We start from the raw sequence: 18,296 nt of genomic DNA on the forward strand, positions 1-18,296 counted from the left end.
CGCCGCGGGTCACGTCCGGGCCGGCCCCGGCGTCAGCCCGGCCTTCGCTGGGCCGCGCCGACGGACACGGCGACGATCGACCGGACCTGCGCGATGATGTCCAGCCGGTTGCGCACGAACTCCGGGTCCGTCACCTCGGTGGTGTTCCCGGCCCCGAACTGCAGCACGGGGGTGTGCACATGCCCGCCCGGCAGCGTGCCGTGCAGCCCCAGCCGGTCCCGCAGCAGGGTGGCCCGGTAGGCGATCTCGTTGGAGAGGTAGTCGCCGCCGCCCCCGGCACGGGCGGTGGAGCCGGGGGTCGGCCCGTCCGGCCGTACGACGGGCGCGCCGGCGCCGGCCGGTATCTCGGTCACCTCCGTGTGGTCGTACACGGGGAAGCGGCCCGTCCGCGCGGCCACGACGGCGGCGTACGGCAGGGTGGTGCTCGTCCACTGCGGCTGTGACGCCGGGTCCGCGACCGGGACGGTCCCCGTCACGCCCACGTCCTCGTTGTCCGCGAAACCGCCCCGCCACGCGCCGTTGGTGCGCTCGACGTCGAACCGGCCGACCCGGCCCTGGCTCACGGTCGTGAACAGGTCCACCCGCGGCAGGTACGGCCGCAGCGTCCGCTCCACCGTGCCCTCGGCGAAGTCCCGCCAGCGCACCGGGAACACGGCCGTCTCGACGCGCGCGGGCCCCCGCGCCGTCTCGACGACCGTGCCGTCCAGCGCGAGCGCCGTCGCCCCCGAGGGATTGGAGATGCGGATGTCCCGGTCGAGCGTGAAGGGGTCGAACCCGGTGAGCAGGACGCGCCGCAGGTGCCCCTTCCCCGGGTAGCGGATGTCGCTCTGCCCGCGCGAGGTCCGCTCCAGCCACCCGAGGAGCGCCTCCCGTTGCCCCTCGGACAGCCCGAAGCCCGGCTCCCAGGCGCGCACTTCCCGGGTCATCCCCAGCCGGGCCCAGTACAGCGGCCGGTCGTCGTCCCGGCTCAGGTCACCGCCGGCCGGCCCGCGCCCCTGCGCCCGCTCCACGGCCCGCCGCCACAGTGCGGACCCCTCGCGCACGACGATGCCGCGGGCCTGCGCGTAGGAGCGCGCCCGGTGCAGGGCACGGCGGAACTCCGGTGCCGCGTCGGCGAACCCGGAGCGCCGCAGGATCTCCTGCGGCACGGCCTTGTCCAGCCGCTGTTCCTCGACGGTGGGGGAGGGCGGGGCGGTGGCGGCCCACGCCGGGGTGGCGGGCCCGGACAGGCCGGTCAGCAGGGCCAGCCCGAGGAGGCCGATACGTAGACGCATCAAGGGAGTTCGGGTCCTTCCGTCGCTGTGGGGCGCGTGGTGCGGTGGACGGCCGCAGTATCGCGTGACGGAAGTGACCCGCGCCATGGTGCGGGCGCTCCCCGGCGGGGGAGACGTGGGCAAGTGTGAAGGGTTCGTACGAGATCTCCGCCGGACGCTCGATCGAGAACCGCCGCGTCATCACGACGATTAACGTCTGATCCGGGACAAGTCCCCCGCCAGGGGGGTGCGTGTCCCCCGCGCAGCCCCGGTCCGGGAACCTGACCCCCGGACCGGGGCTTCACGGCCCCGGGGCGACCGGCTACCGGCCGCGGGTGCCGAAGCCGTACACCGTCTCGGAGCGGAAGACCTCGCCGGGCCGCAGCACCGTGCTCGGGAAGTCCGGCCGGTTGGGGGAGTCCGGGAAGTGCTGCGTCTCCAGGGCGATCCCGGCGCCCGGGCCGAGCGGCCCGGACAACGTGTCGGCGGTGAACACCTGGAGGCCCGGCTCGGTCGTGGCCACCGTCAGGGTCCGTCCGGACGCCGGGTCGTACAGCTCGGCCACCTCCTCGGCCGTGCCGGTCACCCCCTTGTCCAGGACGAAGTTGTGGTCGTAGCCGGAACCGGTCTTGCGGGCCGTACGGAAGTCGAAGCGGGAACCGGTCACGTCCGCCGGCGCGCCGGCCGGGATCAGGTCCGCGTCCACCGGCGTGTACCGGGACGCGGCCAGCCGCAGCTCGTGCCCGCCCGCGTCCCCGGAACCGCTCAGGTTCCAGTACGCGTGACTGGTCAGGTTGACCACCGTCGGCGCGTCCGTGACCGCCTCGTAGGCGATCCGCAACGCGCCCGACGCGTCGAGCGTGTACGTCACCGCCACCTCCAGCCGGCCCGGGAATCCCTCCTCGCCGTGCGGGCTGACCCGGCTCAGGCGCACGCCGTACGGGACCGGCGTCACCTCCCACACCCGCTTGTCGAACCCGCGTTCACCGCCGTGCAGCGAGTTCGGGCCGTTGTTGCGGGCCAGCGCGTACGTCCGGCCGTCCAGCGAGAAGCGGCCGCCCGCGATGCGGTTCGCGTACCGGCCGATCACGGCACCCAGGTACGGCTCCGGATGCGCCAGGTAGCCGTCGAGGTCCGGGAAGCCCAGCGCCACGCCCACCGTCCGCCCGGCGCCGTCCGGGACCTCCACGGACTGCACGATCCCGCCGTACGACAGCACCCGCACCCGCACCCCGCCGCGCTCCAGCGTCCACCGGTGCACCGGCGTGCCGTCGGGGAGTGTGCCGAAAAGTTCGTTCATGTGGGAAACCCTAGTAGTGCCGCCGGAAGCCGGATCCGGCGCGGGTGCCGGTCCACCGCGTGTGTCCCACCGGCACTTGACGGCCTGTCGGGTGTCTGGTGGTGTTTCCCTTCACCCCGCTCGCTGTCGGGGCGGACGAGGACTCATCACGCGCGGGGGACGCATGAGTGATCGCGAGCTGTGGGCGAGTACGGGCCTGCTGGCCACGTTCCTGGCCTTCGTCGTGTCGGTCTTCGTCGGCCCTCCGGCCTGGTTCGTGGGCATCCTGTTCGGCGCGCTGGCCGTGAGCGTACTGATCATCTGGACCGAGCAGAGGAAGCGCGGCCACCGCTGAAGCCGCACCGTCTGTTCGGCCCGCTCACCGAACGGGGCCGGTCACGGATTTCCGGCCGTGATCCTCCGGTACGCGATCTCCGCCAGCCGTGCCTGACCGTCCTTGCTGGGGTGGAACCAGTCCCAGTGGCTGAGCTGGTCCGTGCCGAAGCGGTAGTCGTACACCGCGTCGTCGTCGAAGCGGCAGCGCCGGTCCTTCGCGCAGACCTCCTCCAGCACCCGGTTGTACTCCACCACCCGTCGCTGCACGGAGTCCCGGCGCAGCATCGCCGCGCCGGTCAGGTCGTCCGCGTCGCCCAGCATCGACGGGCAGATGCCCAGCTTCCACACCTGCTTGCCCAGCGGGTTCGTCCGGCCCTGCGACCACAGCCGCTTCAGGTTCGGCACGCTCGCCACGTACACCTGCGTCTTCGGCAGCGCCGAACGCAGCGTGCGCAGCGCCTCCTCGAAGTCCGCGCGGAAGCCGGCCACCGGGGTCATCGCCGACGCCGAGGCCCGGCAGGCGTCGTTGGCCCCCACCATCACCGTCACCAACTGCGGGGCGCGGGAGACCGCCTGCTCCATCTGCCCGGGCAGGTCCGCCATCCGGGCGCCCGTCACCGCGTAGTTCCAGCTGCGCTCCGCCGCCCCCGTCACGCCCAGCAGCCGCACCGCCACGCTGTCCACCGTGGCGTCGCTGCCCGTCGCCCACGACACCTCCGGGCAGTCCGACAGCACCGTGCACGCGTCGAAGCCGCGCGTGATGGAGTCGCCCACCGCGGCGATCGAGTCCGGGCTGCGGTCCCACACCGGGGGCCGGGCCGCGCCCGCCCTGGTGCCCGCCGGCGCCGGGGCGCTCCCCGCCCCGTCGTCACACCCCGCGGCGCCCAGCAGCACGGCCGCCACTACGGCGAGAACGGCCCGTACACGGTGGCTTCGCTTCCGCATCCCTGCTGTTCCCCTCGTTCGACGGCGGGCATCCCCCTCCCCTGACAACGTCCGAGGGTTCCCGGCCCGGGGCCCCGGGAACGGCGCACCCCCGCACAAGCGTCCCCCTGGGTGAATGGCGACGGTTTCCTGGCACCGGGACCGACCGTACGTCACACTCCTTGCCCCGCCGCAAGGTAGCCTCGCCATCAACGCGGCCGTCGCGCCACTGCCGCCCAGCCAGTCCGCAAGATGTCCCGCTCTGCCCGGAGGTTCCGGTGACGACACGTGGAGTTCTGTACGTGCACTCCGCGCCGCGCGCGCTGTGCCCGCACGTCGAGTGGGCCGTCGCCGGGGTGCTCGGCACGCGCGTCAACCTCGACTGGATCCGGCAGCCCGCGGCGCCCGGCACCTGGCGCTCGGAGTTCTCCTGGCAGGGCCAGGCCGGCACCGCCTCCAAACTCGCCTCGGCGCTGCGCGGCTGGCACCTGCTGCGCTTCGAGGTCACCGCCGAGCCCTGCGCGACCGCCGAGGGCGAGCGCTACAGCTGCACCCCCGACCTCGGCATCTTCCACGCCGTCACCGGCATCCACGGCGACATCCTGATCCCCGAGGACCGCCTGCGCGCCGCGCTGACGCGGTCCCGGCAGGGGGAGACCGACCTGGAGGCGGAGATCGCCAAACTCCTGGGCAAGCCCTGGGACGACGAACTGGAGCCGTTCCGCTACGCCGGCGAGGGCGCCCCGGTCCGCTGGCTGCACCAAGTGGTGTGACGTCGCGCACGCAGCAAACCCGGCCGGCGCTCCCGGTGGACAGACCGAAGGGCCCTCACCAGCTGGTGAGGGCCCTTCCACACGTTTCTCAGATGGTCCGGAACGCCAGGACCACGTTGTGCCCGCCGAAGCCGAACGAGTCGTTCAGCGCGGCGACACGGCCCTCGGGCAGGGCCCGCGCCTCACCGACGACCACGTCCGCGTTGACCTCGGGGTCGAGGTTGTCCACGTTGATGGTCGGCGGAGCCGTGCGGTTCACCAGCGCCAGGATCGACGCGACGGTCTCCACACCTCCGGCACCGCCCAGCAGGTGACCGGTCATCGACTTGGTCGCGGAGATCGCCATGTGGTCGACGTCGTCGCCGAACACCTTCCGCAGCGCCTTGATCTCGGCCACGTCACCCTGCGGCGTCGAGGTGGCGTGCGCGTTCACGTGCACGATCTCGGCCGGCTTCAGATCCGTGTTGTCCAGCAGGTTCTGCAGGGCGTGCGCGATCCCGTTGCCGGACGGCTCCGGCTGCGTGATGTGGTGCGCGTCGGCGGAGATGCCCTGGCCGAGCGCCTCGGCGTAGATCCGGGCGCCGCGGGCCTTCGCGTGCTCCTCGGACTCCAGGACGATCACACCGGCGCCCTCACCGAGCACGAAACCGTCCCGGCCGGCGTCGTAGGGACGCGAGGCGCCCTGCGGATCGTCGTTGTTCTTGGACATCGCCATCATGTTGCCGAACGCGGCGATGGGCAGCGGGTGGATGGCGGCCTCGGTACCACCGGCCACGACCACGTCCGCACGCCCGGTGCGGATCATCTCGATGGCGTACCCGATGGCCTCCGCGCCCGAGGCGCAGGCCGAGACCGGGGTGTGCACACCGGCGCGGGCGCCCAGCTCGATCCCGACGTTGGCCGCCGGGGAGTTGGGCATCAGCATCGGCACGGTGTGCGGGGAGACGCGGCGTACGCCCTTCTCCTTGAGGATGTCGTACTGGTCCAGCAGGGTCGTCACGCCGCCGATGCCGGAGGCGATGACCGCGCCGAGACGGTCGGGGTTGACGGACGGGTCCTCACCGGCCCTGGCGGTGAAGCCGGCATCCTTCCAGGCCTCCTGAGCGGCGATCAGCGCGAACTGCGCGGACCGGTCCAGCTTGCGGGCCTGCGGGCGGGGGATGATCTCGCCCGGCTCGACGGCGATCTGCGCGGCGATGCGGACCGGCAGCTGAGCCGCCCACTCCTTCTCCAGCAGGCTGACGCCGGACGTGCCGGCGACGAGGGCCTCCCAGGTCGAGGCTGCGTCGCCACCCAGCGGTGTGGTTGCGCCGATACCGGTGACGACCACGGTGCGATTGGTCGGGCTCACGGGAATTCTTTCTCCAACGGATACGGGAGGACTATCCCCGCGTCTGCGGGGATTACGGCGCCACCGCCGGGTGGCGGGGCTTGCAGCCTGCGGCCTACGCGGTGACTCAGGCCTGGTGCTTGAGGATGTAGTCGGTCGCGTCGCCGACGGTCTTGAGGTTCTTGACGTCCTCGTCCGGGATCTTCACGTCGAAGCGCTCCTCGGCGGCGACGACGACCTCGACCATGGACAGCGAGTCGACGTCCAGGTCGTCGGTGAAGGACTTGTCCAGCTGGACGTCCTCGGTGGGGATCCCGGCGATCTCGTTCACGATCTCGGCGAGACCCGCGACGATCTCTTCCTGAGTGGCGGCCATGTCAGGCGCTCCTTCTTCGATAATCCAGACGGTTTGTGGCAGTTGTCCCCCTGCCGGACCGCATGATCCGGCACGGAGTGCCTAGGGGAGGGTAACGACCGTGGCGGCGTAGACGAGACCCGCCCCGAATCCGATGACGAGCGCGGTGTCGCCGCTCTTCGCCTCCCCGGTCGCCAGGAGCCGCTCCATCGCGAGCGGGATCGAGGCGGCCGAGGTGTTGCCGGTGGTGCGGATGTCACGGGCGACCGTGACGTGCTCCGGCAGCTTCAGTGTCTTCACCATCGAGTCGATGATCCGCACATTGGCCTGGTGCGGGATGAAGACGTCCAGGTCGTCCGCGGTGATTCCGGCCGCGTCCAGCGCCTGCTGGGCGACCTTCGCCATCTCGAACACGGCCCAGCGGAACACCGCCTGGCCCTCCTGCGTGATCGCAGGGAACTTGATGTTGCCCTGGCTGTCCAGGGGCAGCTGGGAGACGTCGCCGACGGCGAACCGGTCCCAGGTGACGGTCTGCTTGATGGTCTCGGACTTGTCGCCCTCGGAGCCCCACACGGTCGGGCCGATCGCCGGCTCGTTCGAGGGACCGACCACGACCGCGCCGGCGCCGTCACCGAACAGGAACGCGGTCGCCCGGTCCTCCAGGTCGGTCAGGTCGCTCAGCCGCTCCACGCCGATCACGAGCACATAGTCGGCGGAACCTTCCACCACCATGCCCTTGGCGAGGGTCAGGCCGTAGCCGAAGCCCGCGCAGCCGGCCGAGATGTCGAAGGCGGCGGCCTTGTCCGTGCCCAGCTTGTCGGCGATCTCGGTGGCCACGGCCGGGGTCTGGCTGAAGTGCGACACGGTCGAGACGACCACCGCGCCGATCTGCTCGGCGTCGATGCCGGCGTCGGCGATGGCCTTCCCGGAGGCCTCGATCGCCATCGCGGCCACGGTCTCCTCCGGGCCCGCCCAGTGCCGGGTCTCGATGCCGGAGCGGGAGCGGATCCACTCGTCGGACGAGTCGATCCTCTCCAGGATCACCTCGTTGGGCACGACCCGGGTCGGCCGGTAGCCGCCGACGCCGAGGATGCGCGCATACGGGGCGCCCTTGCTGGGCTTGATCTTCGCCATGTACGGCTCCTTAGGCACCGGTGTGCTCTGCGAGCAGAGCACGGGCCGCGTCGAGGTCGTCGGGGGTCTTCAGGGCCAGCGTCGCGACACCGGGCAGCGCCCGCTTGGCCAGGCCGGTCAGGGTGCCGCCCGGGCACACCTCGACGAGCGCGGTGACGCCCAGCTCCTTGAACGTCTCCATGCACAGGTCCCAGCGCACGGGGTTGGCGACCTGGCCGACCAGCCGCTCCAGCACCTCGGCGCCGGACGCGACGACCCGGCCGTCCTTGTTGGAGACGTAGGGAACCTTCGGGTCGGCCGGCGACAGCGCCGCCGCGGCCTTGGCGAGCGTCTCGACCGCGGGCGCCATGTGACGGGTGTGGAAGGCGCCGGCCACCTTCAGCGGGACGACCTTGCGCACGCCCTCGGGCTTGTCCTCGGTCAGCGCGGCCAGCTGCTCCAGCGTGCCGGCGGCGACGATCTGGCCCGCGCCGTTGATGTTCGCCGGGGTCAGGCCCAGCTTCTCCAGGTGGGCGACGGAGGTCTCCGGGTCGCCGCCGAGCAGCGCCGCCATGCCGGTCTCGGTGACCGCGGCGGCGTCGGCCATCGCCAGACCCCGCTTGCGGACGAGGCCGAGGGCGGCCGTGTCGTCCAGGACACCGGCGAAGGCGGCGGCGGTGATCTCACCGACACTGTGCCCGGCGACCGCGCCGGGATCGATGTCACCGAGTGCCGCGGCGGACAGCAGGCCGGCGGCCACGAGCAGCGGCTGGGCCACCGCGGTGTCCCGGATCGCGTCGGCGTCGGCCTGGGTGCCGTAGTGCACGAGGTCCAGTTCGATGGCGTCCGACCAGGCGGCGACGCGGTCGGCGGCACCGGGCAGTTCGAGCCAGGGGGTCAGGAAGCCGGGCGTCTGAGCGCCCTGGCCGGGAGCGACGAGTACGAGCACTCTCACACTCTCTCTTGGGGACGGGCACGGCCGCCCGTGAGGACAGGGACGAAGAACACGAAGGGCTTTTGTGGGCCTCCGACAAAACCCTATGTCTGGGTTTCGGCGTCGGCCAGACGCCCCAGGATGAGCGCGATCCGTAGTGTGAACGCGGATCGTACATCCGAAGGCGACCATCCGGTGACGTCAGTCACACGTCGGAGCCGGTAGCGCACGGTGTTCGGGTGAACGAAGAGCATTCTCGCCGCGCCTTCCAGGCTGCTCGCCTGCTCCAGGTACACACTCAGTGTTTCCAGGAGTGCCGAGCCCGCCTCCTCCAGCGGTCTGTAGATCTCCTCCACCAGTTGCTCACGGGCGCCCGGATCACCCGCGATGGCGCGCTCCGGCAGCAGATCGTCCGCCAGCACCGGACGCGGCGCGTCCTGCCAGGCCGAACACGCCTTGAGCCCGGCCGCGGCGGCCTGCGCGGACCGGGTCGCGGCCAGCAGGTCGGGTACGACGGGCCCCGCGACGACCGGTCCGGCGGCGAACGGCCCGATCAGCGACTTGGCCACGGCGAGCGGGTTGGCGCTGCCACCGGCGACGACGACCAGCCGGTCGCCGAGCACCCCGGTGAGCACCTGGAGCTTGGCGTGCCGGGCGGCCCGCCGGATCGCCTCCACCGTCAGCTCGCTGTCCCCGTCCGGCGCGGTCCCGAGCACGACGCACACGTGCTCGGGCGAGTTCCAGCCCAGGGCGGCGGCCCGGCTGACGGCGCCCTCGTCCGCCTCCCCGCTCAGCACCGCGTTCACGACCAGCGACTCCAGCCGCGCGTCCCAGGCACCGCGTGCCTCGGCGGCCTGGGCGTACACCTGGGCGGTGGCGAAGGCGATCTCCCGGGCGTACACGAGCAGCGCCTCACGCAGCACGCTCTCGTCGCCCGGCGCCGCCACCTCGTCGATGGCGGACTCCATCACCTCGATGGTGGTCCGCACCATCTCCACGGTCTGCCGCAGCGTGATGGCCCGGGTCAGCTCACGCGGCGCGGTCCCGAAGACGTCCGTGGAGATCGCCTGGGGCGCGTCCGGGTGCCGGAACCACTCGGTGAACGCCGCGATGCCCGCCTGGGCGACGAGGCCGATCCAGGAACGGTTCTCCGGGGGCATCGCCCGGTACCACGGCAGGGACTCGTCCATGCGCGCGATGGCCTGCGCGGCCAGGCTCCCGGAGGATTTCTCCAGTCGCTTCAGGGTCGCGGAGTGCGGATGGACGACGTGGGCTGCGGGATCGCCGTTGTGGGATTCGGGTTCGGGCACGGGGACAAGACTGCCTTATCGGGCCGGGCCCGTGCGCCGCCGGGGTGGTCCGGTTCCGTGGGCCGGGTCCGGCTACCGTGGTGCCGTGATGGAGGTACGGCGCGCCGGCGAGCGCTATCGCGGAGGGGATCCCGAGGGCGGGATCGACACCTGGCACGCCTTCTCCTTCGGGCCGCACTACGACCCGGACAACCTCCGCTTCGGCGCGGTGATCGCCTGCAACGAGGAACGGCTCGCGCCCGGCGCCGGCTTCGACGAACACCCGCACAGCCACACCGAGATCGTCACGTGGGTGGTGGAGGGGGAGCTGACCCACCGTGACTCCGCGGGCCACGAGACCCGGGTCGGGCCCGGGGACCTCCAGCACCTCAGCGCGGCGGCGGGCGTCCGGCACGTCGAGCGCAACGACGGGGACGCCCCCCTGACCTTCGTACAGATGTGGCTGACGCCGCGCGAGCCCGGCGGCGACCCCTCCTACGGCCTCGTCCCCGGCATCGCCGACGCCACGCCGTACGCGGTGCCGGCGGCGGGCGCGACGCTCCACGTGCGCCGCCTGCACCCCGGCGAGCGGACCGCCGTCCCGGACGCGGCGTACGTGTACGCGCACGTGGTGCGGGGCGAGGTCCGGCTGGCGGGGGAGGAGCTGGGCCCCGGCGATGCGGCGAGGATCACAGGGGCGGAGGGCCTGGAGGCGGTGGCGGCGACGCCGGCGGAACTGCTGCTGTGGGAGATGACCCCGGACGAAAGACCCTAGCCGCGCACCTCGGCGAGCACCGCGTCCGTGAAGGGCGGCCACGCCTCGGCGGCCCAGGGGCCGAACGCCCGGTCCGTCAGGGCGACCGCGGCCAGTCCGGCATCCGGGTCGATCCACAGGAACGTACCGGACTGCCCGAAATGCCCGAAAGTGCGGGGTGAGGAGGAACCCCCGGTCCAGTGCGGGGACTTCCCGTCGCGGATCTCGAAGCCCAGTCCCCAGTCGTTCGGGTTCTGGTGGCCGTAGCCCGGCAGCACCCCCTTCGTCCCCGGGTACTGCACGGTCATCGCCGCCGCCACCGTCCGCGCGTCCAGCAGCCTCGGCGCCTGCACCTCCGCCGCGAACCGCAGCAGGTCCCCGACCGTCGACACCCCGTCCTTCGCCGGCGACCCCTCCAGCGACGTCGCCGTCATCCCCAGCGGCTCCAGCACCGCCTGCCGCAGATACTCGGCGAACGGGATGTCCGTCGCCTTGGCGATGTGGTCCCCGAGCTGCTCGAACCCGGCGTTGGAGTACAGCCGCCGCTCCCCGGGCGGCGCCGTCACCCGGTGCTCGTCGAAGGCGAGCCCGGAGGTGTGGGCGAGGAGGTGACGGACCGTCGACCCGGGCGGCCCGGCCGGCTCGTCCAGCTCGATCGCGCCCTCCTCGTACGCGACGAGCGCCGCGTAGGCCGCCAGCGGCTTGGTGACGGAGGCCAGCGGGAAGCGGTGCCCGACGGGACCGTGCGTCCCGAGGACGGTCCCGTCGGCTCGTACGACACCCGCCGCGGCGGTGGGGACGGGCCAGTTCTCGATCAGCGCCAGGCTCTGCAACGACATGCCTCCGAGCCTATGCGGCTCACAGCGGCAGCCGCATCGACGGGTCGGGGTCCCGTGTGAAGCCGAGGGAGGAGTACAGCGGCTCGGCCTCCGGCGAGGCGTTCAGCAGCACGTGCCCGGCACCGCGCGCCCGGAACCAGTCCAGCAGCTCCTCCATGCACGCGCGCGCGTACCCCCGCCGCCGGGCGTCCGGGTCGGTCGCCACGCTGAAGACGTGCCCGACCCGCCCCCGCGGGTTTCCTGCCCGGCCGATGCGGTACTCCACCGTCCCTGCCACCAGCGCGGCCAGCGCCCCGGGCCGGCCGGGATGCTCCACGACGAACGCCGCGAAGTCCCCGTCCCGGTCGGCGAGCCGTTCCCGCAGCACCGGCAGCGACTCCGCGTGCCACTCGGCGGACCCGGAACCTCCCGCACCCGACAGGGAGTCGATCATCACCTGGCGCAGTCGCAACACTTCGGCGGCGTCCTCGGGCCGGGCCCGGCGTACACGTCTCATGGGACGCACGCTAACCAGCCGCCCCGGGTGCCGTCCCGCCGATTTCCCGGCGAACCCGCTTGCTTGGAGTGCACTCCAAGGCCATAGCGTGGGGGCATGACGGTGATGCAGACCACGCCAGCGGCCACCGAGCACGCCACCCCCGCCGACATCTGCTCCGCCCCGCCCCGGCGGCACCCCCGCCCCGACGGCCAGGACCGCTACACGATCAGCGAGGTCGTCGCGTTCACCGGCCTGACCGCGCACACGCTGCGCTGGTACGAGCGGATCGGGCTGATGCCGCACGTGGACCGCTCGCACACCGGCCAGCGCCGCTACAGCAACCGCGACCTGGACTGGCTGGACTTCGTGACCAAGCTCCGGCTGACCGGCATGCCGGTGGCGGACATGGTGCGCTACGCCGAACTCGTCAGGGAGGGCGACCACACCTTCGCGGAGCGCCGTCAACTGCTGGAGTCGACCCGCAGGGACGTCCTGTCCAGGATCGCGGAACTCCACGACACGCTGGGCGTCCTGGACAGGAAGATCAGCTTCTACGGGCGCGAGCGGTAGCTACAGTTCGGCCAGCAGCTCGGCCTTCTTGGAGGAGAACTCCTCGTCGGTGACCAGCCCCGCCTGGTGCAGCTCCCCGAGGTGCCGGATCCGTTCGGCGATGTCGGCGGGGTCCCGCCGTGCCGGGGCCGGTACGGCGGGCACCGGACCGCGCGCCCGCACGGCCGCCAGCACGGCAGCGGCGAACGGCAGCGACTCGTGCACCGGCCCGTACCCGAGCCCGAACACCACCGACGCCGGATCCTGGTCCGGCTGCGCCGAGCGCGCGGAGCCCGGTTCGCGGGGCACCAGGCGCAGGTGCCCCTCGAAGATCTCCGGGGAGCGCCACTCCACCCCGCTCAGCCCGGCCACCGGAAAGCTCTGGTCGCCGGCCTTCCACTTCGCCGACGACGCCCCGGTCCAGGACCAGCGGAACTGCACGGACGTCCCGTCGAAGGACGCCTTCCCGTCGTACGCCTTGAACTGCAGCGGCGCCTCGGGCGCCGCCACCAGGTGCTGCTCGGCGGGCCCCGACTCGGTCAGCAGGCCCTTCAGTTCGTCGGCGTAGTACTCGGCGAGGGTCTCCCGCTCGGCCGGCAGCACCAGCCGGTAGGGGTCGGACCCCTCCTTCAACTGGCCGTCGGCCGCCTCCATCAGCGGATCGGCGCCCGCACGAGGCGTCAGGCGCAGGACGACTGTGCCGCGCCTGCCCGGGGCGAGGGTCACGCCCTCGACCGCGGACAGCGGGATCCGGCGCTCGCCGAGCGCCTGGAACAGCTTCGGTGTTCGAATCCCCCGTTCGTAACGGATGAGCACGGAGTCGGACTCGAACTCCCAGACGGCATGAAAACCCGCCAGTACGTCACCCATGCGGCTCATCGTATGCGGCACGTGCTCCTCCGTCGCCACCCGCGCAGACCGCACTTCCTGCTGTTTCTACGCGCGTCCGGCCGTCACCGTGCCGGACAGACCGGACCGGCACGCATCGTTCTCCCGTGCGCACGTCACCGCGTCGTACGCGCCCACGCCGATGTCGGCGAGGTTGCGCAGGCTGTCCGTGCCGGGCTGGAAGTAGCCGCTGTGCCCCTGGGCGTCCCGGGCCGACAGCACCCGCGCCCCGAACGCCGAGGAGACCGGGTCGGCGCCGTGGCCGAGACCGCCCAGCTCCAGGTACGGAACATCCTGCACCCAGTCACTGGCGTCCCGCATGGCCCACACCCGGGCCGTCGTGCCCAGGTGGGAGGCCTTGGCGACGCGCATGCCGGGGCTCGCGGCCACCGCTATGTCGGCGACCCGGCGGGGCATGCCGTGTGCGGCGACCCCGCAGACCACCGAGCCGTAGCTGTGACAGAACATCGACACCGGGGCCCGGCCGGGCAGCGCGCGCAGCAGCGCGTTCAGCCGTACGGCCCCCTCCTCGGCGCGCAGCCCGGTGGCCGCGTCCACCCCCAGCCCGTCGGGGGAGGTGTAGTCGGCCCAGGCGATCACGGCCGTACGGGTCCCCGGGCTCGCCTCGCGCTCCGCCGCGTACAGGGCCGTGGCCATGCCGACCGGGGCGCTGTACTTGCGGTTCGTCCGCTGGAAGGTGAGCACGTCGGTGTCGACGCCGGGGACGACGACCGAGATCCGCTGCGCCGTGGAGAGGTCGCCGAAGACCTCGGCGACCCGGCCCGAGCCCTCGGGGTCGAAGGCCAGGATGTGCCGGCCGGGGCTCAGCAGGGACGCGTAGCGGTCCATCCGGCGGGCCGCGTCCTGCTGGCCCGCCGTGCTGAGCCGGCTGTCGTGCACGCGCTTGTGCTCGGTCTCGCGGGCCTGCGCCAGCGCGATGCGGTTGGCCCGGTAGCGCAGGGAGACGGGCGCGCCGTTCATGTTGCCGACCGCCAGCGGGTAGCGGTGGGCGAGGCGGCCGCGGTCGTGCGGGGTGAGCGAGGCGAAGAAGCGGGCCAGCCGGGACGGGTCGGCTCCCGGGTCCGGCAGGCCGCGGCCGTGGAGGCGGCCGTGCTCCCACTTGGTGAGCGAGGCCTGAAGGGCTGTCGACTCCCGGTGACTGCGCAGGGCGGTCCAGCCGGTGGTCGCGAGCATCACGAACACGACGGCCAGCGCCAGCAGTGCGCGCCAGACGTTCCATTGCGGGGAGGTGTCGAAGGAAGTCACTGGGAGGACACACTAGGAGAACGGCAGGGTCTCGGGGTAACCGAGTGACAGGGATCACGTTTCGGCGGTAACCGAACGCCGGGACGGCGATCCGCCGGACACGGTGTCCGGCGATCCGTCAACGCTCTCAGGCCGCGCGCCAGTTACCCGTGAGTGCCGAACCCACCTGATCGAGGTACGCCGCGCTGAGCGTGCGGAGCGCCTCCGGGCCGAAGTCCTCGCGCAGGGAGCACTGCCGCTCGGTGACCCGTATCACCCCGGCGAAGACGGCCACCGCCAGCCGGGGGCGCGGATCGGTGTCCACGTCGACGCCCTCCCGCTCGGCCAGCAGGCGGGCGAGCGTCTCCTCGGTCGCCGCCGACCGGCGCAGATGGGCGGCGAGCAGCGCGGGCGTCGACTCGATCGTCCGGTACATGCGCAGGTACAGCTCGACCGGGACGAGCGACTCGACGGTCTCGCGTATCGCGTCCCAGCCCTCGAGGAACGCCTGCCGCAGGGCCTTCATCGGCGCCTCGTGCGGCGGACGCGCGCGGACGGCCGCGACGAAGGCCGCCTCCGTGATGTTCTGCACCGCGAAGGCCACCTCCTCCTTGCCCGCGAAGTAGCGGAAGAAGGTGCGCTGCGAGACGTCGACGGCCTCGGCGATCTCGTCGACGGTCGTGTGCTCGTAACCCTGCGTGGTGAACAGTTCGAGAGCGGCCCGCAGCAGCGATTCCCTCGTACGCCGCTTCTTGCGCTCGCGCAGCGTCTCCATGGCCTCTCTCCCGTGCGTCTTAGGCCGTCCAGCCTATGCGCCGATGTCGTGTCAGTAACCGGCGAGTGAATTGGTTTGTCAACTGTCAGTGACTGTCACTAGCCTGAGAAGTATGACTAGTCAGACCACTGTCGACGCGACGGGGCCGGGGGACGAGGCGCCGGCAGCCCCGTCGGGGCCCCCGTCGGCCCCTGGCCTGCGCGGCCACCCGTGGCTCACCCTCATCACCGTCGCCGTAGGGGTCATGATGGTGGCCCTCGACGGCACCATCGTGGCCATCGCCAACCCGGCCATCCGCGACGACCTCAACGCGTCCTTCGCCGACGTGCAGTGGGTGTCCAACGCCTACTTCCTCGCCCTCGCGGTCACGCTGATCACCGCGGGCAAGCTCGGTGACCGCTTCGGCCACCGGCAGACCTTCCTCATCGGTGTGACCGGCTTCGCCGCCGCGTCCGGCGCCATCGGGCTGTCCGGCAGCATCGCCGCCGTCGTCACCTTCCGCGTCTTCCAGGGCCTGTTCGGCGCGCTGCTGATGCCGGCCGCGCTCGGTGTGCTGCGGGCCACCTTCCCGGCCGAGAAGCTGAACATGGCCATCGGTGTGTGGGGCATGGTGATCGGCGCGTCCACGGCGGGCGGCCCGATCCTCGGCGGCGTCCTCGTCGAGCACGTCAACTGGCAGTCGGTCTTCTTCATCAACGTGCCGGTCGGCGCCCTCGCGCTGCTCCTCGGCACCATGATCCTGCTCGACCACCGGGCCGAGAACGCCCCGCGCTCCTTCGACCTCCTCGGCATCGCCCTGCTGTCCGGCGCGATGTTCTGCCTGGTCTGGGCGCTCATCAAGGCCCCGACCTGGGGCTGGGGCGACGGCAAGACGTGGACGTTCATGGCCCTGTCCGTGGTGCTCTTCGCCCTGTTCGCCTTCTGGGAGACGAAGGTCGCCGAACCCCTGATCCCGCTGGGCCTGTTCCGCTCGGTGGCCCTGTCGGCGGGCGTCGTCCTGATGGTCCTGATGGCCATCGCCTTCCTGGGCGGCCTGTTCTTCGTGACGTTCTACCTGCAGAACGTCCACGGGATGACCCCTGTCACGGCCGGTCTGCACCTGCTGCCGCTCACCGGCATGATGATCGTCGGCTCGCCGCTCGCCGGCACCGCGATCACCAAGCTCGGGCCGCGCGTCCCGCTGGCCTTCGGCATGGCCGTGACGGCGGTGGCGCTGTACGGCATGTCGACGCTGGAGCCCGACACCGGCAGCGGTCTGATGTCCGTCTGGTTCGCGCTGCTCGGCCTGGGCCTCGCGCCGGTCATGGTCGGCGCCACCGAGGTCATCGTCGGCAACGCGCCCCTGGAGCTGTCCGGTGTCGCCGGCGGCCTCCAGCAGGCGGCCATGCAGATCGGCAGCAGCCTCGGTACGGCGGTGCTCGGCGCGGTGATGGCCTCCAAGGTCGACCGTGACCTGCCGGGCAACTGGGCGGACGCCGGGCTGCCGAAGCTGACCCCGGATCAGCTCGACAAGGCCTCCGAGGCGGTCCAGGTCGGTGTGGCCCCGGTGACGAAGGGCATGCCGGAGCCGGTCGCCGCGAAGATCACCGCCGTCGCCCACGACACCTTCATCTCGGGCATGAGCCTCGCCTCCCTCGTCGCGGCCGGCGTGGCACTGGTCGCCGTCCTCGTCGCGCTGCTCACCAAGCGGGGCGCGAACGCGGAGGCGGGCGTGGGCGTGGGCCACATCTGAGCCCGGCCTCCGCGCCCTTGCCCGGCGGAGTTCCCCTATCAGGGTGACTCCGCTAAAGATCGCTCGCTCCCGGCACGCGCCGCAGGTCACAGTGGGTCAAGTCCTCCGCAGGGCAGGTCGGGGGCCGGACCGCGGCGCGCGCTGCTGGAGGGGGGCAGCGCGCGCACGTCTGCCGGCGCGGAACCGGGGTACCCGCACACCGAAGCCGAACGGTCCACACACCGCGAGGAGTTGATGATGGCGGGCTTCGGGCGAGGAACGAGCGGGTACCCCCGGTCGCGCGGCCGCACGTGGCAGCGGACCGGGCCGGACCGTGCGACGCTCGGGATCATCGGCACGATCTGTGCCGTGGCCGGATTTTTCGCGCTGGGCATCATCCTCGGCCCGGTGGCGATGTTCTGCGGTTGGCAGTCGATGGGCCGCAAGTGGTCCAACGACGGCAACATCCCCGCACTGGTCGCCCTGATCCTGGGCGCCATCGACACGTTGCTCGCCATCGTCGCCCTGGCGGGCGCGGCGACGTGGGGCCACGGGCTCCTCTAGGGCCTTTTCGTCCGGATCATGCCGGGCTCGCGGCCTGATCCGGACGAAAAGACCCTAGCCGGCGGCGTCCCGCCCCAGGGGCGCGGGCGCGTTGGCGGCCGCGGGCACCTCGTGGCCGCTCGCGCGGTCCTCCACCTCCCGTCCGGGGCGCTCGCGTTCGGCCAGCCGGGCCACCTCCGCCCGCAGCAGCCGCAGCTCTTCGGCCAGGGCGGCGATGGCCTCGGTCTGACGCCGCTCCTCCACGTCGTCCTTCTCGAACCGCGAGATGAACCACGCGGCGATGTTCGCGGTGACGACACCGAGCAGCGCGATCCCCGACAGCATCAGCCCGACGGCGATCATCCGTCCGAGCCCGGTCGTCGGCGCGTGGTCCCCGTACCCGACGGTCGTCATGGTGGTGAACGACCACCACACGGCGTCACCCAGTGTCCGGATGTTCCCGTCCGGTGCCTCCCGCTCCACGGACAGCACCGCCAGCGACCCGAACATCAGCAGGCCGATCACGGCCCCGACGACGTAGGTGGTCAGCCGGATCTGCGGAGCCATCCGCGCCCGCCGGCCGACCAGCAGCAGCGTCGACACCAGCCGCAGCAGCCGCAGCGGTTGCAGGACCGGCAGGACCACCGCGCACAGGTCGGGCCAGTGCCGCCGTACGAAGTCCCGTCGGTGCGGGGCGAGGGTCAGCCGGACCAGGTAGTCGAGGGCGAACGCCGCCCACACCACCCACTCGACACCCGTGCACAGGGTGGTCAGGAAGTGCCCGGCGGAGGCGTCCACGATCGGCACCGCGTACGCCACGGCGAACGCCACCGCGAGCCCCAGCAGGGGCCGCTGCGTACGTCCCTCCCACCGAGCCTGCGCCGACAGCTGATCCATGCCGACAATCGTAAAGAAACCGTAAGGGCGG

General features: G+C 72.2%; 20 protein-coding genes. 6 read left to right on the forward strand and 14 right to left on the reverse strand.

The features are described 5' to 3' along the window. Nucleotides 1–32: 32 nt before the first annotated feature. On the reverse strand, nucleotides 33–1,274 hold the full coding sequence (locus LG395_RS27380; protein ID WP_171156683.1) for a pyroglutamyl-peptidase I: 1,242 nt from the start codon (nucleotides 1,272–1,274) through the stop codon (nucleotides 33–35). A 301-nt stretch (nucleotides 1,275–1,575) separates the two neighbouring features. Further along, nucleotides 1,576–2,553, reverse strand: coding sequence for an aldose epimerase family protein (locus LG395_RS27385; RefSeq protein ID WP_225811565.1), 978 nt, complete (start codon nucleotides 2,551–2,553; stop codon nucleotides 1,576–1,578). 163 nt (nucleotides 2,554–2,716) lie between these two features. On the opposite strand from LG395_RS27385, the gene LG395_RS27390 reads away from it, so the two are divergent. Then, nucleotides 2,717–2,887: a hypothetical protein gene (locus LG395_RS27390; RefSeq protein WP_225811566.1), complete on the forward strand. Its 171-nt coding sequence runs from the start codon at nucleotides 2,717–2,719 to the stop codon at nucleotides 2,885–2,887. 41 nt (nucleotides 2,888–2,928) lie between these two features. Here LG395_RS27390 and LG395_RS27395 read toward each other — a convergent pair whose 3' ends face one another. Next, nucleotides 2,929–3,813 (reverse strand): SGNH/GDSL hydrolase family protein, encoded by an 885-nt coding sequence (locus tag LG395_RS27395; protein WP_225811567.1) that lies wholly within the window; start codon nucleotides 3,811–3,813, stop codon nucleotides 2,929–2,931. Between the two features lie 257 nt (nucleotides 3,814–4,070). On the opposite strand from LG395_RS27395, the gene LG395_RS27400 reads away from it, so the two are divergent. Then, entirely contained in the window at nucleotides 4,071–4,565 is a 495-nt protein-coding gene (locus tag LG395_RS27400; RefSeq protein ID WP_103810905.1) for a DUF3145 domain-containing protein, read from the forward strand. A gap of 88 nt (nucleotides 4,566–4,653) precedes the next feature. Here LG395_RS27400 and fabF read toward each other — a convergent pair whose 3' ends face one another. The 5 genes from fabF to LG395_RS27425 form a co-directional block, all read right to left on the reverse strand. After that, complete coding sequence (fabF, locus tag LG395_RS27405) at nucleotides 4,654–5,916, reverse strand: beta-ketoacyl-ACP synthase II (protein ID WP_171156690.1); 1,263 nt, start codon at nucleotides 5,914–5,916, stop codon at nucleotides 4,654–4,656. Nucleotides 5,917–6,022: 106 nt separating this feature from the next. Beyond that, nucleotides 6,023–6,271 (reverse strand): acyl carrier protein, encoded by a 249-nt coding sequence (locus tag LG395_RS27410; protein ID WP_018545314.1) that lies wholly within the window; start codon nucleotides 6,269–6,271, stop codon nucleotides 6,023–6,025. 81 nt (nucleotides 6,272–6,352) lie between these two features. Next, a complete protein-coding gene (locus LG395_RS27415) occupies nucleotides 6,353–7,384 on the reverse strand; it encodes a ketoacyl-ACP synthase III (protein ID WP_225811568.1) in 1,032 nt (343 codons plus the stop codon). 10 nt (nucleotides 7,385–7,394) lie between these two features. Continuing rightward, nucleotides 7,395–8,312, reverse strand: coding sequence for an ACP S-malonyltransferase (locus LG395_RS27420; protein WP_225811694.1), 918 nt, complete (start codon nucleotides 8,310–8,312; stop codon nucleotides 7,395–7,397). Between the two features lie 89 nt (nucleotides 8,313–8,401). Then, entirely contained in the window at nucleotides 8,402–9,607 is a 1,206-nt protein-coding gene (locus tag LG395_RS27425) for a PucR family transcriptional regulator (protein WP_171156696.1), read from the reverse strand. Between the two features lie 88 nt (nucleotides 9,608–9,695). Here LG395_RS27425 and LG395_RS27430 point away from each other — a divergent pair, with 88 nt between their 5' ends. Then, the gene (locus LG395_RS27430; RefSeq protein ID WP_225811695.1) at nucleotides 9,696–10,361 is read left to right on the forward strand and encodes a pirin family protein; all 666 of its coding nucleotides are present in this window, start codon (nucleotides 9,696–9,698) and stop codon (nucleotides 10,359–10,361) included. On the opposite strand, the gene LG395_RS27435 is transcribed toward LG395_RS27430, so the two are convergent. Further along, nucleotides 10,358–11,179, reverse strand: coding sequence for a serine hydrolase domain-containing protein (locus LG395_RS27435; RefSeq protein WP_171156698.1), 822 nt, complete (start codon nucleotides 11,177–11,179; stop codon nucleotides 10,358–10,360). The two genes, LG395_RS27430 and LG395_RS27435, sit on opposite strands and share 4 nt — an antisense overlap. A 19-nt stretch (nucleotides 11,180–11,198) precedes the next feature. Further along, entirely contained in the window at nucleotides 11,199–11,675 is a 477-nt protein-coding gene (locus tag LG395_RS27440; RefSeq protein ID WP_171156700.1) for a GNAT family N-acetyltransferase, read from the reverse strand. A 96-nt stretch (nucleotides 11,676–11,771) separates the two neighbouring features. Here LG395_RS27440 and LG395_RS27445 point away from each other — a divergent pair, with 96 nt between their 5' ends. After that, nucleotides 11,772–12,227 carry a MerR family transcriptional regulator gene (locus tag LG395_RS27445; RefSeq protein WP_030649469.1) on the forward strand — a complete coding sequence of 152 codons (456 nt, stop codon included), beginning with the start codon at nucleotides 11,772–11,774 and terminating at the stop codon, nucleotides 12,225–12,227. Here LG395_RS27445 and LG395_RS27450 read toward each other — a convergent pair whose 3' ends face one another. The 3 genes from LG395_RS27450 to LG395_RS27460 form a co-directional block, all read right to left on the reverse strand. After that, nucleotides 12,228–13,076 (reverse strand): DUF4429 domain-containing protein, encoded by an 849-nt coding sequence (locus tag LG395_RS27450; protein WP_225811569.1) that lies wholly within the window; start codon nucleotides 13,074–13,076, stop codon nucleotides 12,228–12,230. Nucleotides 13,077–13,142: 66 nt separating this feature from the next. Continuing rightward, on the reverse strand, nucleotides 13,143–14,360 hold the full coding sequence (locus LG395_RS27455; RefSeq protein ID WP_225811570.1) for an alpha/beta hydrolase: 1,218 nt from the start codon (nucleotides 14,358–14,360) through the stop codon (nucleotides 13,143–13,145). Nucleotides 14,361–14,487: 127 nt separating this feature from the next. Then, on the reverse strand, nucleotides 14,488–15,114 hold the full coding sequence (locus LG395_RS27460; protein ID WP_171156705.1) for a TetR family transcriptional regulator: 627 nt from the start codon (nucleotides 15,112–15,114) through the stop codon (nucleotides 14,488–14,490). A gap of 112 nt (nucleotides 15,115–15,226) precedes the next feature. Here LG395_RS27460 and LG395_RS27465 point away from each other — a divergent pair, with 112 nt between their 5' ends. Next, on the forward strand, nucleotides 15,227–16,846 hold the full coding sequence (locus LG395_RS27465; protein ID WP_171156707.1) for an MFS transporter: 1,620 nt from the start codon (nucleotides 15,227–15,229) through the stop codon (nucleotides 16,844–16,846). Between the two features lie 237 nt (nucleotides 16,847–17,083). After that, nucleotides 17,084–17,389 (forward strand): small hydrophobic protein, encoded by a 306-nt coding sequence (locus tag LG395_RS27470; RefSeq protein WP_171156709.1) that lies wholly within the window; start codon nucleotides 17,084–17,086, stop codon nucleotides 17,387–17,389. A 54-nt stretch (nucleotides 17,390–17,443) separates the two neighbouring features. Here LG395_RS27470 and LG395_RS27475 read toward each other — a convergent pair whose 3' ends face one another. Further along, nucleotides 17,444–18,265, reverse strand: a complete 822-nt coding sequence (locus LG395_RS27475; RefSeq protein WP_225811571.1) for a potassium channel family protein — start codon at nucleotides 18,263–18,265, stop codon at nucleotides 17,444–17,446. Nucleotides 18,266–18,296: the final 31 nt, after the last annotated feature.

Source organism: Streptomyces spinosus, assembly GCF_020400655.1.
Lineage (GTDB): Bacteria > Actinomycetota > Actinomycetes > Streptomycetales > Streptomycetaceae > Streptomyces > Streptomyces argyrophylli.